This is a genomic window from Clostridium putrefaciens (assembly GCF_900461105.1).
Taxonomy (GTDB): Bacteria; Bacillota; Clostridia; order Clostridiales; family Clostridiaceae; genus Clostridium_L; species Clostridium_L putrefaciens.
In genome coordinates, this window is the sequence record NZ_UFWZ01000001.1 from 2649315 (window position 1) to 2663825 (window position 14511).

The window sequence follows — 14511 nt, forward strand, 5'->3', positions numbered from 1 at the left end:
TGGATTAATGAATTTTTTAAAATATTTTTCAATATAGAAGATGAAAGCATTTGTAGGTTTACCTCCTACAACGCCTTCATCTTTTAATACCTAATTTACCTTTTTCAATGCTAAGCCTCTTTTTTGTTTAATTTTAATCTAACCCAAAATCCTCATTTATCATGTGGATACCCTCTTTCAGAGCAGTACATTTTCTCTTAATTTTGTCTATATCCAATTTCTCTAGAAAACCTTTTTCCCCTTTTATATAATGTTGCCTTCTTGTTCCTTTTCTAAAAAGTCCTTGCAATTCTTTATGTGTAAGCCTTTCTGGATTAGAATATGTTCTCTGTAAACTATCTGTATAGGACAAACCAATATAATCACATATTCCTTCTAAATCATAGAAAAACCAGCTCTCTATCATTATTATAGCTTCAATATTTTCTATTTTCTTAACTTGTTTCTTATTTAAAGCTTTTTTTATTGCTTCACCATCAAACTCGGAAATATCACTTTTCATACCCTCTCTATCGGTAAAAGCATATACATATATGTCTAAACCTTTATTTTCTTTTTTATTTAAAAAGTAACATAACTCGCTTGCTATTCTTTTATTGATATTAGTTCCTGTTTCTAGGTTCTTGGTTTTATTCGGTACTCCTCTTAAGTACTTAAAAAAGATTCTTTTATAAAAAAGCTCCTCTGTATCCCCTTCATAAAATATATAAGCAAGTTTTTTCTTTTTACCCAAAGTCTTATTCATAACTTATTCCTCTGTATATAAAAATATATCACTAAAATTTGAAAAAGGTCCTGATAACTTTTTAATTAATTCCTTTTTGTTCTTAACTTGCTCTATAAAAGCTTCACCGCATTCTTTATTACTTATTATACTTACCTCATTAATCTTAACCATGTTTAATAATACTGGTGAGTGAGTAGTTATTATCAATTGTATATCATAAAAATCATTCTTTATTAAATTTATCATCTTTTTTAGCAGTTTAGGATGTATTGAATTTTCTAGTTCTTCTATTGCAATAATGGGATATTTATTGGATACAAGATAAGTTACTATATTAAGCACAATAAGTGTTCCATCTGAAAGTTCATTTATGTCACTTTTTTGTTTATTATCAAAGGTAAATGTTAAGTTCTTCAAGTCTTGTGCAATATTAATAACACTGATACTGTTTATCTTAAGTACATCCATTAGTATTTCTTTATAATACTGAGCCTTTTCAGATTTTAATATTTTATCAATTTCCTCAATAAGTGCTAGTGATACTATTCTTCCATTTTTAATTACTGAATTTTGTTTTTTTATTGATTCTCTTATTACATCTGGTGCACTATATATAACGGGAGTTTTACATAATAAAAATATATCATCTATCCCTTTTTGAATGGGTTTATCAAAACTATCTTTAATATCCCTTATCTTGCTAATAAGTGATACCAATGCCTCGAGTCCATCTATTTTTTGTATCTTAGGTCCTTTAACTTTTCTTACAACTGTATTTTCCCTTTCAAAAGCAGTTATCATTGGACCCGTAGAACTTATTTTCTTATATTTAAATATTTCTTTATTTACATATCCAGTATCAATATCATTATTCCCAATTACTACCTCAATAAGGTATGAGTATCTATACAGTTCTTCGTCTACTTCTTCATTAAATTCTATTTCAATAGAAATAGGTTTGCCTTTAAAATTTGTGCAATGAGATACTATTTTATCATTATCTAACTCTCCTTTAATTAAAAGTTGTTCCTTTAAATCCTCACTTCCAGTTAAAAGTACATTAAAAAAAGAAAATACTTCTAATAAGTTCGATTTACCACTATTATTTGCTCCTATCAATACATTAAAATCTTCTAAAACATATTCACAATTTATTAAATTTTTATAACCATCAACCTTCATATTAATTATTTTCATAATATCCCCTCATTTCACAGCATATTAACCTAGTTCATCATATATTATCGCCATATGTTATCTTAACTATACCATTATATATGCCCTATTACAATAATTCATCAATATTCAATTAAATAAAAAACGGACATGTATATCTGTCCGTTTTATTATGACTATTTATCCGATGGCTACCATCCATAACACTCCTATCCTCTTCAAGGTGGTGGATGACGGCTGCTACGCCCCTAGATAAGTTCTTCTAAGAATCACTTGATCGGCATTGCTTTAAATATATATTATTTTGATAGCTTATCCATAATAGCCATTATTTCATCAATTTTTTCTTCCTCATTGCCTACTTCAAAGGCTTCTTTTACACAGCCTCCAATGTGGCTTTTAAGCACATCTTTGTTTATGTTACGTAGAATGGCTTGAGTTGCCATAAGTTGATTTGAGATATCGATACAATATCTATCTTCCTCAACCATTTTCAAGATACCATCTATCTGTCCCCTTGCTGTTTTCAAAAGACGTGTGGCCTTTGCCTTATCTGCTTTCATAAATGCCACCTCCTTATAATGTTTATTTTAGTTATATTACTTCTATTATTTAATTTGAAAGTATCTAACCTTTTTAGCTAAATAAGCCCTTTTTTTCTTTAATGGAAACAACCTTAAAATCTGCTTCTTCTAGAGCATCTTTAAATACTTGATCCTCTATATCACTTTTCAAAGTAACTACTGCACTTTTCTTTTTAAGGTCTACTTTAGCATCTACACCTTCAATAGCATTTAATGCTTTTGTAGCTTTAGCTACGCAGTGTCCACAATTCATACCTTCAATTTCTATTATCTTTTTCATAATTTAAATCGCTCCTTTTAATATATTTAGCGCATCAAAACGCAGGTTATAATTTTTATACAAAGACTATATATAATATTAATCTGTATTTACTAATTTACATTTTTATATTTTGGTTTAAAGAATTTTAATCTTAAAGCATTAGATACCACAAACACTGAACTCATACTCATAGCTGCTGCTCCAAACATTGGGTTAAGCTTTAAGCCAAAGGCTGTGTAAAACACTCCCGCTGCAATTGGTATACCTAATACATTATAGAAAAATGCCCAAAATAAATTTTCCTTAATGTTTTTAATTGTGGCTTTACTTAATTGAACCGCTGTAACAGCATCTAATAAATCACTCTTCATTAAAACTATATCAGCAGATTCAATAGCAATATCTGTACCTGCACCAATTGCAATACCAACATCGGCTCTTGCTAGAGCAGGTGCGTCGTTGATTCCATCACCAATCATTGCAACCTTTTTACCACTTGCCTGTATATTTCTAATTTCTTTTTCCTTATCCTGTGGTAATACTTCAGCAACAACTCTATCAATATTTAGCTGTTTTCTAATTGCCTCTGCTGTTTTTTTATTATCCCCTGTAAGCATCACTACATTAATTCCCATAGCCTTAAAGTTATCTATTGCTTTACGACTTGTGGCTTTAACTACATCTGCTACTGCAATAATTCCAAGAAGATTTTTATCCTCTGCAAAGTATAGGGGTGTTTTACCATCCATAGCAAATTCATCTGAAGTACCTTTAAGCATCTCTACATTAATTTCTCTATCCTCCATCAATGATAAGTTACCTGCAGTATATTGTTTTCCATCTATTATACCAACTATACCTCTGCCTGAAATAGAATGAAAATTATCAACATTTCTAAGTGATATTCCTCTTTCTTTAGCTTTTTCTAAAATAGCTTCTGCTAATGGATGTTCTGAAAAACTTTCAATTGATGCTGCTATTTGTAAAAGCCTTTCTTCACTTTCCGAGCCTTTTGTAATTATATCTGTAACTACTGGTTTCCCTTCTGTAATTGTACCTGTTTTATCAAGAACCACCGTACTTACAGTGTGAAGACTTTCCAAAGCCTCAGCTGATTTAATAAGTATTCCATTAGATGCACCCTTCCCAGTTCCAACCATTATGGCAACTGGAGTTGCAAGACCCAAGGCGCAAGGACAAGAAATTACTAATATTGCAATTCCTATAGACATAGCAAATTCAAAAGGCTGCCCTAGAAGTAACCACACAATTGTAGCAATAACAGCTATACTTATTACCACCGGCACAAATATTCCACTGATCTTATCTGCCATCTTTGCAATAGGTGCCTTAGATGAACTAGCATCTTCTACTAGCTCAATGATTTTTGCTAGAGTTGTATCATCTCCAACCTTCTCTGCCTTAAACTTGAAAGATCCTGCTTTATTTATAGTAGCCGCTATAACTTTGTCCCCTATATTCTTTTCTACCGGAATACTCTCACCTGTTAGAGCTGATTGATCCACAGATGAGCTACCTTCTATTATAATGCCATCTACCGCTATACTCTGGCCAGGCCTTACAATTATTATATCATCTATACCTACATCCTCTACAGGAATTTCAACTTCCTCACCATTTCTAATAACTGATGCAGTCTTAGGTGCAAGATCCATTAGTTTTGTTATAGCCTCAGATGTCCTTCCTTTTGCCCTAGCTTCTAGAAACTTACCCATAGTTATCAAAGCTAAAATCATTGCAGCAGATTCAAAATACAAATCCATTGAATATTGATTTACCATATCTAACTTATTATGTCCAAGCCCATACCCTATCTTAAAAATTGCAAATATCCCATATATTAATGCTGCCCCTGACCCTATAGCTATAAGCGAATCCATATTAGGCCTTCCATGAAATAAGGTCTTAAATCCAACTTGATAATACTTACGATTCACATAAACAACCGGTATAGTAAGTAACAATTGAATAAATGCAAACGTTATTGCATTTTCTGGTCCCATGAGCCATTTAGGATGAGGAAGATTAATCATATGCCCCATAGATACATACATTAGTGGAATTAGAAATCCAAAAGAAATAATTATACGACTTTTCATTTCCTTTAGCTCTTCCTCCACTGGATTTACTGATTTTTCTATTCTTTTAGAGTCACTTGATCCACGTACAAATATAGAAGCATCATATCCAGCATCATGAACAGCCTTTATTATAGTGGTACTATCAATATCAGATTCTTTATACTCAACTGACATACTATTTGAAAGCAAATTTACATTCACAGTATCAACACCTGAAAGTTTTTTAACTGCCTTTTCAACACTAGCCGAGCAAGATGAGCAAGTCATACCTGTTACATTAAACTTTTGATTCATATCATCACCTCATTATTATTTTAATACCATACCCCCCGTGGGGTGTATATATAAAGCTTACATCCTTAATTTTAGTTTGTCAATAACTATTACAGTATAAATCACTAGCTTCAAATTAAATAAAAGATGAAGATATGCGTAGGATTTACCTACATGTACTTCATCTTTTTTGTTACCCACATTCTTATTATATTATCCACAGTTTTATATAAAAGGTACACACATTTTACACTTACACACAGGAGAATCAATAAGTTTACAACTTACTCCGAAGACACCTCTTATAAGATCTTCATCTATAATATCTTCCTTTGGCCCCTTGGCAAATATAATGCCATCTTTTAGAGCAATTATATTATGTGCATACTTCAAAGCATGGTTTATATCATGAATAACCATGACTATAGTTCTATTTTCCTTTTCATTTAGATCCTTTAGAAGATTTAGTATTTCTAATTGATACTTTATATCTAAGTGATTTGTAGGTTCATCTAGGAGTATAATATCTGTATTTTGTGCTAAAGCTAGAGCAATCCAGGCCCTTTGTCTTTGTCCACCTGAAAGATTGCCTAGTGTTTTATTCTTTTCATCAGATAGTCCCATTTTGTTTATAGATTCTAAAACTATATCTTCATCCTTTTTGCTCCAAAAAGATAATAAATTATGATATGGATATCTTCCTTGCTTTACTAAATCATAAATAGTTAAATCCTCTGGCGCATTACTATTTTGAGGAAGCATTGCTAGTAGTTTGGACACTTCTTTTGATGGCATCTTTAAGATATTCTTGTCCTCCATTAATATAGTTCCATCTTTAGGCGCAAGTATTCTTGCTATAGCTTTTATTAATGTAGATTTCCCGCAACCATTTGAACCAATCAAGGCTGTAATCTTTCCTTTTTCTATATCTAAATTAATATTATCTAATATAATGTTATCATCATAACCTAACTTTAAATCATTTATCTTTATCATTTTTATCTCCCCTTTGAAGCCTGTCTATTTTTTACTAAAAGATATATAAAGTATGGCGCACCTATAGATGCTGTAAATATTCCTATTGGCAAATCCTGTGGATAAAATAGCCACTTAGAGGCAAAGTCAGCAAGCAAAGTCATTATACCCCCTATAAATATAGATAGAGGAATTACATTTTCGAACTTTGAATCTACAAGCTTTCTTGCAATATGAGGAGCTATTAAACCTACAAAAGAGATTCCTCCTCCCATAGTTACCGCGCCTGCAGTTAATGCAGCAGAAATACTTAAAAGTATTATTCTACTCCTATGTATATTATTTCCTAAAGCTATTACCACTTCGTCCTCTAACTGATGGAGGTTTAAATCCTTTATAAATATTACAGTGATTATAGCAAAAACAGTAAATATTACAGTAATTATTAAGGCATGAGTAAAGCTTGCTCCATATATGCTCCCTGTTATCCAAGTTGTAGCCTCTTTTATAAAAATTACAGGTCCATTTATTATAAGAATGTTAGTTATACCTTTAAAAATAGCTGAAATTCCAATTCCTATTATGATTAATTTATTGGTGGATGTAGATTTTCCCGAAATAAATAAAATTAACATCACAGCTAAAAAGGAAAATGCAAAAGTGAATAAAGGCATATATAATATGGATGTGGTTAATGAATTGTTTTTAGGATCTACAAAAATCGTTAAAAATATTAATGCACCAACAGAGCCTCCATTTACTATGCCTAATATATCTGGGGATGCTAGATTATTTTTAACTACTCCTTGAAGTATAGCTCCCGATAATGCTAAGGACGCTCCAACAAAAAATGCAACAATAACCCTTGGTAATCGTATATTCATTACTAAAATAGAGGAAAATCCTGTGTCCATTCCTAATATGCTTTTTAAAACCTCCAGTGGTGCAACCATTATTTCTCCAAAACTTAAAGATATAGTAGCCATTAAAAGAGTAATTACAAGTAAGACTCCGCCTATCTTAATAGTTCTTTTGCTTATATTAATCATTAAGTTATCCTCCTTTTAGCCACATATATAAAGAAAGGGCCTCCTATAAGTGCTGTCAAAGCACCCACTGGAGCTTCTTTTGGATAAATTATAAATCTTGACATTATATCTGAAAATAATAATATGGAAGACCCTGTTAATACTGAAAAGGGTATAAGCCATCTATAATCTGTACCCATAAATTTATGTACTATATGTGGAGTTACAAGTCCAATAAATGCTATGGGTCCTGCAAGAGCCACAGATATCCCTGATAAAATTGCAATTATAGCTATTATAACTACCTTTAAATAAAGAGTGTTCATACCTAAAGATTTTGCCATTTCTTCTCCTAATGAAAATACATTAAGCTTTTTTCCAATAAATAATGAGAAAATTATTACTCCTATTATAATTGGAAAAAATCTAATTATAATCTCTAACTTCTTCCCTTCTACAGAGCCTGTCATCCAATAGATAACCTCTTCTAAAGCAACATCATTTTTGTATAAAATTCCTTGAGTTAACGAAAATAGTAGTGCCGCAAGTGCCGTTCCTCCAAGGGTTAAATCCATGGGTCTTATATCTCCTACAAGGCCTCCAGATAATATATAAACCAATATTGCAGCAACTAATGCGCCTAAAAAAGAAACCCATATAAGTCCTAATGTAGATATACTCGGAATATAATTTATTGCTATAACTAAGGCAAATACGGCCCCAGAATTTATACCTAATATACTTGGAGAAGCTAACTTATTTCTTGTAATTCCCTGGGTCAAAAGCCCAGAAACACCAAGCGCCCCACCAACTAAAAGAGCATTTAAAGTTCTTGGAACCCTAGATGTTCTTATAATTATATGTTCCTTAGAATTATCAAAATCCTTATATGAATTCATAACCATTTCCAAAGATGTATGTATAAAGCCTTTAGTAATACTTAGATAACATAATATAATCACTAATAATGTAAGTAATAGAAATAATATTATCTTATTTTTATTGGTTTTTATAACACTTTTCATATAATCCCCCCATTTGTTTCCTGAATCAATTTAATTAAATTTAATTCAATCTAATTTGATTTAAGCTAGATAATTAATTCTTAGATATCTAGTTTATTGCTTAATTTATTGTATAGTATGTTAATTCTTTGATTAACTAATTTAAGATTGCCTCTAATGATTAAATGATAGTGGATTTCAATAACCATTGATAATAATTCTTATTTATGATATCATAACTTTGTTATTAAATCCATAATTTTTCACAAAACATAATCAGTAGGAGGTACATACATATGACAAAAAAAACATTATCCATAATTTTAGCTGGTATAGTATCTGCAAGTTTATTTGCAGGTTGCTCAAATAAAACTAAAGACACATCCTTAGATAAAACTATATCTATAGAAGATGCCATGGGAACAGCTACTATCCCTGAAAGTCCCAAAAGAGTAGTTATACTAACTAGTGAGGGTACAGAAGCACTCCTTACTCTTGGTGTTAAGCCAGTTGGTGCGGTTACTGGTGTTGCTGGTGATTGGTACGAGCATACTAAAGATGAGCTTATAGACGTGAAACCTGTTGGGAAAGAAACTTCAGTAAATGTAGAAGCAGTTGCTGCATTAAAACCTGATTTAATAATTGGAAATAAAATGAGACACGAAAAAATATATGATCAACTAAAATCCATAGCCCCAACTGTATATTCAAATACAATAAGAGGAGCATGGAAAGATAACTTTAAATTTTATTCAAAAGTTTTAGGCAAAGAATCTGAAGGTGACAAAGCTATGAAAGACTACGAAGATAAAATTACCTTTATAAAAGAAAATTATAAAGATAAGTTAGATACTGAAGTATCTCTTGTTAGATTTATGACTGGAAAAACTAGAATATATCTTGGAGACACCTTCTCTGGAACCATCCTTAAAGAAATAGGATTTAAAAGACCACAATCTCAGCAAGGAACAGAATTTGTTAATGAAATCGGCAAAGAAAGATTAAACGAAGGAGATGGAGACGTAATATTCTACTTCACCTATGAACTCGGTGATGGTAAAGGCCTTGCTAGAGAAGAGGAGTGGATACAAGATCCATTATTTAAATCTTTAGAAGCTGTTAAAAATAATAAAGCATTCAAGGTAAATGATATTATCTGGAACACAGCTGGTGGTATAAAAGCAGCAAATCTTATGCTAGAGGATCTAACTAACTTTTTAAAAGATAATAAAATATAAAGTACCTTCATACTTAAGCCAAAATAAAGTTCCTACCTACATAATAGCTATACTATTTATCATAAGATAGGAACTTTATTTAAATATAGAAATATTTAAATAATACATGTCTATCTAACCACAATCATAAAACATAAATTTATATGCACGTTTTAATTTTGTATTTTGTAACAACTAACTTTGCTAATTTATAACCCATGTATCCCTCTCCTAACTATTAATTCCATTCTTAAATTTATTTTTCAACAACCCCACTTGCTGATTCAAATTTTAAAAACCGTGTCCCTTGAAAAGTTAAGCTTCCCCATTCATACTCCGGTACACTTCTAAAAATACGTCCTCCAACAGTAAATTTAAGTTCACTTTCAGTATCTAGTTCAAATATCAACATTAAAGTCTCATTGGTTGTCATCACTCCATTAGCATCTGTTTGAGTATGCATATCCCTTTTTTTCTTAATAAGTTGTGCTTTAGTAGATATAATTGGCGATTTCTCATTTTTCATATATGTCCTAATACCCTTAAAAATTATTAAAGCAAATATAGCAAAAAACAATATTCTAAATCCATACATAGTAAAACCTCCAAAATTATTTATTATTCTATATATTCTTCTATATACTCTTCTATATACTCTTCTATTTATCTCTTTATTTCCCTTCTATCATATTGGTTTTCAGATAAATAATTTAAACCCTGCACCCTCTCACTTTATATGAGAATGTGCAGGGTTTATTTCTTAATTTAATGAATTACTTTTATTAAAAAACAACCTCTATATTCTTTCTATCCTAAGACTTAATCAATACACTCCATAAGTTCTAGAACAATTCCATCTGGATCTTTAAGATATACGGCTTTACTTTTTCCAAAGCCTTGTGATGTTAAATCAAAGTATTGAGGCTCTGATAAAAACTCCACACCCTTTGATTTTAGTGTTTCATAAGTTTTATCAATATTTTCTACATAAAAGCATAGTTCAGAAATAGAAGTTTGATTTAGTTTGTTTTCTATTACCTTTGCCTTTTCTGAAACAAATTCAATAAGTTCTACTGGTGGTGCCATAACCTCATCACTACCATTTAGATATGCTACTTTAACACGGCAATTCTCTAATGCAAATAGTTTATCAGTAGCTTCACCTTCCATTACCATTTGTCCATCATACTTTAGTCCTAATACCTCTTTATAAAATTTAATTGATTGTTCTATATTTGATACTGTTAAACCCACATGGGCAATATTTCTTAACATAAAATACCCTCCATTTAAAATATATAAATATACACTTTTATTTCACTAAAACCTACTCAATCTTTATGTAGCGGCTAGTAATATAAACATTTTACTATAAAACCTTTTAGACGTCTATGGTACATAGTTAGTTTTAGGGTTAAGTTTTCTATTGTGTCCCAAAGTATCTTAATCCTTCCAATAACCTCTAAAACCTTATCTTCTAAATGACATTTAAGTTTACTTATACCTTGAATTTAGACATAACTTCTCCAAGTTCAATACTTAACTTATTTAAACTTTCAGCTGTTACTCCTATTTCTTGCATGGACGCACTTTGTTCTTCACTGCTTGCAGACACCTCTTCAGATATTGCAGCATTTTCTTCGGACACTGAAGAAATCCCTTGTATTCTATTAGACATATTATTTATATTTTCTTCAATAACGCTAAAAAATGTGTTTATTTCATCTATACTGCCGATCATAATTTCTACTTCTTTTGTCATGTCTTTAAATGTAATACTCGTGCCATCAACTGCCTTTTTTTGTTCTTTTGCAATTGAATTTGCATTATCAATTTCTGTAACTGATTCTTTAGCATTTTTATTTATACTTTGTAATATTTGTGCAATTTCTTTTGTAGCTATTGCAGACTTTTCTGCTAATTTTCTTATTTCTTCAGCTACTACAGAAAACCCTTTTCCATATTCACCTGATCTAGCTGCTTCAATAGCAGCATTCAAAGCTAATAAGTTGGTTTGTTCAGATATACTCCCAATTGTTAATAGAATAGTTTGAACCTGTTCTATTTCTTTAGCAAGTTTCCCAACTCCTTTAGTGACCTTTTCAAAGGCCTCCATATTTTCATCAGTTTTTATACCTTGATTACTTACTGCTTCTAATCCACTATCTATTAGCTTCCTTGTTTGGCTAGCAGAGTTATTAATATTCGTAATCTTCTTTTGATTTTCACTAATACCTGTAAAAATTTCTTGTACTCTGTAAGACATATCATTTATATTTATAGCTTGCTCCGAAGCTCCTGATGCAATATTTTCAATTCCAACGTTTACTTCATTCAATGCAACTTTATTTTCGTTAATAGAAGAATTTAATATATCTCCAGATGTTGCGACATTTTCACCTGTCATTTTTATTTGTACTACAATCCGTCTAATATTGTCTATGAAATCATTAATAGCACCAGACAATAATTCTAGTTCATCTCCTGTTTTTATTTCTATCTTTTTAGTTAGATCTCCTCCAGATGAACTAAGTTCTTTAAATCTTTCGATCAGATTAATTATAGGATAATGAATGTTTTTAGTAGAAAACTTCCAAGTAAATATAAATATTATAATTCCAGTGATTATAGAAATTACACTTAATATAATTGATCTTTGTATAAGCTCTTTAACCTTACTTATTGAGGTTACTATACCTTCTTTTGATTTAACTTGGTACTCATCCACTACATTATTTATCTTTTCAGCCTTAACATCAAACTCTTCCATTAGAATATTTCCAGTCACTGGCCCATCCTTTATATATAAATTAGCCATATTTTTGCCCACTTCATAATATGGATCAAATTCCTTATCTATTTGTTGCAATTTCTCTTTATCTTCTGGATTTATTAAGATAAGCTTTTTAATTGTATCTTTAAATTTTAATGCATATACCTCCGCTTCTTCAAATCCACCATCAAATCCTTCTGCGGCCCTAGTAGCACTTATATCTGTTAAAAATTGTTGTACTTGTACTACGTTTAACTTTAAATCTTTAGAATATGATAGTGTCTCATAATACTTATCATTCATTATTTCTATTTGCTTTAAGTTATCTGTTGTTTTTATGATTTGTCCTCCCATAAAACCTATAAAAACAACAAACATAATAATTACAGGTAGTAATATTTTAATTCTAATACTTTTCATATAATCAATCCCCAATCTTCTATTAAATATAATGATTAACATTATATTTGTAAAATTATATTTTCAAAATCACATTTCTAAAATCATACTTCCAAGATACGTAATTCTTATTTATATATCGAATAAAACCCTTATTAGCTTAATATGGCACTGTAATATTAATATCTATTTTTACAAAAGTTGCACTTAAAAGGTTTTCATGGGAACATAGTGTGGACTTATAATGATAATATGTTAAATAACCCCACACCATAATATAAAACATAATAAAAAGTCATAAGACATATTTATCTTATGACCTTTTATTATTATTATTAACTAAGCCTTGTATTTAATCTAAAAACTCTCTTTTTATAAGCTTGTCATTTGAATTCATGAAGTTTAGATATTCTTCTTTTGTCATAGCAGGAACAAAATTATTAAGAATACTTTTAGCCTCTTTTGCATCATCAAAAAGTAGGTCTACTATAGTTAAAGCTAATGATTTAGCTGGCTCTAAATAAATATATTCTTCATTAACTATACAATAATCTTTTGAATGAAGCTCTCCTTTTATCCCACCGAACATAGGATGCAAGGTTGGCATTATATGAGATACATCACCTAAATCGAAGGAACCTGAAAAGTCGCTTTCTTGTACTATATCATCTTTGGTAATTCCAAGTTCTATTAGGTTCTTAAATAATATATCTTCCATCTCTTGATGTTTTAAAATCGGCAAGTATCCTGGCAATTCTTTGATTTCAATATTAGCACCTACAGCCATAGCTCCAGCAATTAATGATCTATTAACTTTTGCATTTGCATCTATCATCGCCTCTACAGTTCTTGCCCTCGTATATGATTCCATTCTAACATCAGCAGGTACCACATTTACGATGTCCCCACCCTTTGTTATAATCGGATGAATTCTTACTCTATCACTATCTTTAAAGGTTTCCCTTTGAGCATTTATATTGTTCATGGCAAGGACAGCTGCATTAAGTGCATTTACCCCTTTATGTGGCGAGTTACCCGCATGAGCTTCCCTACCAATAAACTTAATATTCTTTCCAATAAATCCGTTACTTATAGTCCCAACTAATACCTTTTTATCACCAACATCTAAAGCATGGAACATAACTGCCATATCAACATCATCTAAGGCACCTTTTCTTATTAATTCCTGTTTCCCTCCAAAATATTGAATAATTCCTTTTTCCTTGAGTTTACTTCTGTAATCTATCTCTATGAATTCTTCTGCTGGTGTTGCAATAAAATCAATCTTACCATCTAGTTCTTTATATACACCTGATTTTATAAGACCAATTGCCACACCTATCATCCCTGCAATTTGTATATTATGACCACAAGTATGAGAAGCCCCCGAACTTAAAGAATCCTTATGAGCATTGCAAACTATGCCATCTAATTCACCTAGAACCGCAACCCTTGGGCCAGACTTTTGCTCATTTATTTTAGCCCTACAACCAGTGCACGCAATACCATCTACCACATCTAAATTTAATTCATTTTCAAAAAATTCTTTCACAAGTTTTGTAGTTTCAAACTCTTTATAGCCAAGCTCAGGATTTTTATAGATCTTTCTACCTATATCAAAAATCAAATCCCTATTTTCCTCAATTGTGGAAATTACTTTAGCCTTCATTATTTCCTTACTCATACCCATCTATTAATCAGTCCTTTTTTATATATCTAACAATGGCCTCTGTTGTCTTTACTAGTTCATCAATTTCTAAATATTCTTCAACAGTATGTACATTGTTCATTCCAACTCCAATAATAATTGAGTTAAATCCTTGTTTTGCAAATATATTACTATCTGATCCTCCACCAATAACCTGAAGCTTAGAGGAAATATTTAACTTTTCATATATCTTAGCAAATTGTTTTGCAAAAATCAAATTATCCTTTGGTTTTGTTTCAGGCAAGTAAAAGTGGGCAATTATTTTATTTAATTTATAAGCAAG

14 protein-coding genes are annotated in these 14511 nt (G+C 30.7%); 1 reads left to right on the forward strand and 13 read right to left on the reverse strand.

The annotated features are described in order from the left end of the window. Window positions 1-133: 133 nt before the first annotated feature. From DY168_RS12105 to DY168_RS12140, 8 genes are all read right to left on the reverse strand, one after another. The gene (locus DY168_RS12105; RefSeq protein ID WP_115641974.1) at window positions 134-745 is read right to left on the reverse strand and encodes a DUF4276 family protein; all 612 of its coding nucleotides are present in this window, start codon (window positions 743-745) and stop codon (window positions 134-136) included. 3 nt (window positions 746-748) lie between these two features. Then, the gene (locus DY168_RS12110) at window positions 749-1924 is read right to left on the reverse strand and encodes an AAA family ATPase (RefSeq protein ID WP_115641975.1); all 1176 of its coding nucleotides are present in this window, start codon (window positions 1922-1924) and stop codon (window positions 749-751) included. Between the two features lie 278 nt (window positions 1925-2202). Continuing rightward, window positions 2203-2466, reverse strand: a complete 264-nt coding sequence (locus DY168_RS12115; RefSeq protein WP_115641976.1) for a metal-sensing transcriptional repressor — start codon at window positions 2464-2466, stop codon at window positions 2203-2205. A gap of 73 nt (window positions 2467-2539) precedes the next feature. Then, window positions 2540-2767, reverse strand: a complete 228-nt coding sequence (locus DY168_RS12120; protein ID WP_115641977.1) for a heavy-metal-associated domain-containing protein — start codon at window positions 2765-2767, stop codon at window positions 2540-2542. A 92-nt stretch (window positions 2768-2859) separates the two neighbouring features. Further along, the gene (locus tag DY168_RS12125; protein ID WP_115641978.1) at window positions 2860-5145 is read right to left on the reverse strand and encodes a heavy metal translocating P-type ATPase; all 2286 of its coding nucleotides are present in this window, start codon (window positions 5143-5145) and stop codon (window positions 2860-2862) included. A 204-nt stretch (window positions 5146-5349) separates the two neighbouring features. Then, on the reverse strand, window positions 5350-6120 hold the full coding sequence (locus tag DY168_RS12130; protein WP_115641979.1) for an ABC transporter ATP-binding protein: 771 nt from the start codon (window positions 6118-6120) through the stop codon (window positions 5350-5352). A gap of 2 nt (window positions 6121-6122) precedes the next feature. After that, on the reverse strand, window positions 6123-7148 hold the full coding sequence (locus tag DY168_RS12135; protein ID WP_115641980.1) for a FecCD family ABC transporter permease: 1026 nt from the start codon (window positions 7146-7148) through the stop codon (window positions 6123-6125). After that, window positions 7148-8152, reverse strand: a complete 1005-nt coding sequence (locus tag DY168_RS12140) for a FecCD family ABC transporter permease (protein ID WP_115641981.1) — start codon at window positions 8150-8152, stop codon at window positions 7148-7150. Before DY168_RS12140 ends, DY168_RS12135 begins: the two co-directional genes overlap by 1 nt. Before the next feature lie 275 nt (window positions 8153-8427). Here DY168_RS12140 and DY168_RS12145 point away from each other — a divergent pair, with 275 nt between their 5' ends. After that, on the forward strand, window positions 8428-9369 hold the full coding sequence (locus tag DY168_RS12145) for an ABC transporter substrate-binding protein (protein WP_115641982.1): 942 nt from the start codon (window positions 8428-8430) through the stop codon (window positions 9367-9369). Between the two features lie 235 nt (window positions 9370-9604). On the opposite strand, the gene DY168_RS12150 is transcribed toward DY168_RS12145, so the two are convergent. From DY168_RS12150 to DY168_RS15115, 5 genes are all read right to left on the reverse strand, one after another. Beyond that, a complete protein-coding gene (locus DY168_RS12150; RefSeq protein ID WP_115641983.1) occupies window positions 9605-9943 on the reverse strand; it encodes a DUF2500 domain-containing protein in 339 nt (112 codons plus the stop codon). Window positions 9944-10167: 224 nt separating this feature from the next. Further along, on the reverse strand, window positions 10168-10623 hold the full coding sequence (locus DY168_RS12155; RefSeq protein WP_104409928.1) for a VOC family protein: 456 nt from the start codon (window positions 10621-10623) through the stop codon (window positions 10168-10170). Between the two features lie 223 nt (window positions 10624-10846). Then, window positions 10847-12541 (reverse strand): methyl-accepting chemotaxis protein, encoded by a 1695-nt coding sequence (locus DY168_RS12160; RefSeq protein WP_172556350.1) that lies wholly within the window; start codon window positions 12539-12541, stop codon window positions 10847-10849. 331 nt (window positions 12542-12872) lie between these two features. Further along, on the reverse strand, window positions 12873-14210 hold the full coding sequence (locus tag DY168_RS12165) for an amidohydrolase (protein ID WP_242984125.1): 1338 nt from the start codon (window positions 14208-14210) through the stop codon (window positions 12873-12875). A 7-nt stretch (window positions 14211-14217) separates the two neighbouring features. After that, window positions 14218-14445 carry a M20/M25/M40 family metallo-hydrolase gene (locus DY168_RS15115; protein ID WP_242984126.1) on the reverse strand — a complete coding sequence of 76 codons (228 nt, stop codon included), beginning with the start codon at window positions 14443-14445 and terminating at the stop codon, window positions 14218-14220. Window positions 14446-14511 lie beyond the last annotated feature (66 nt).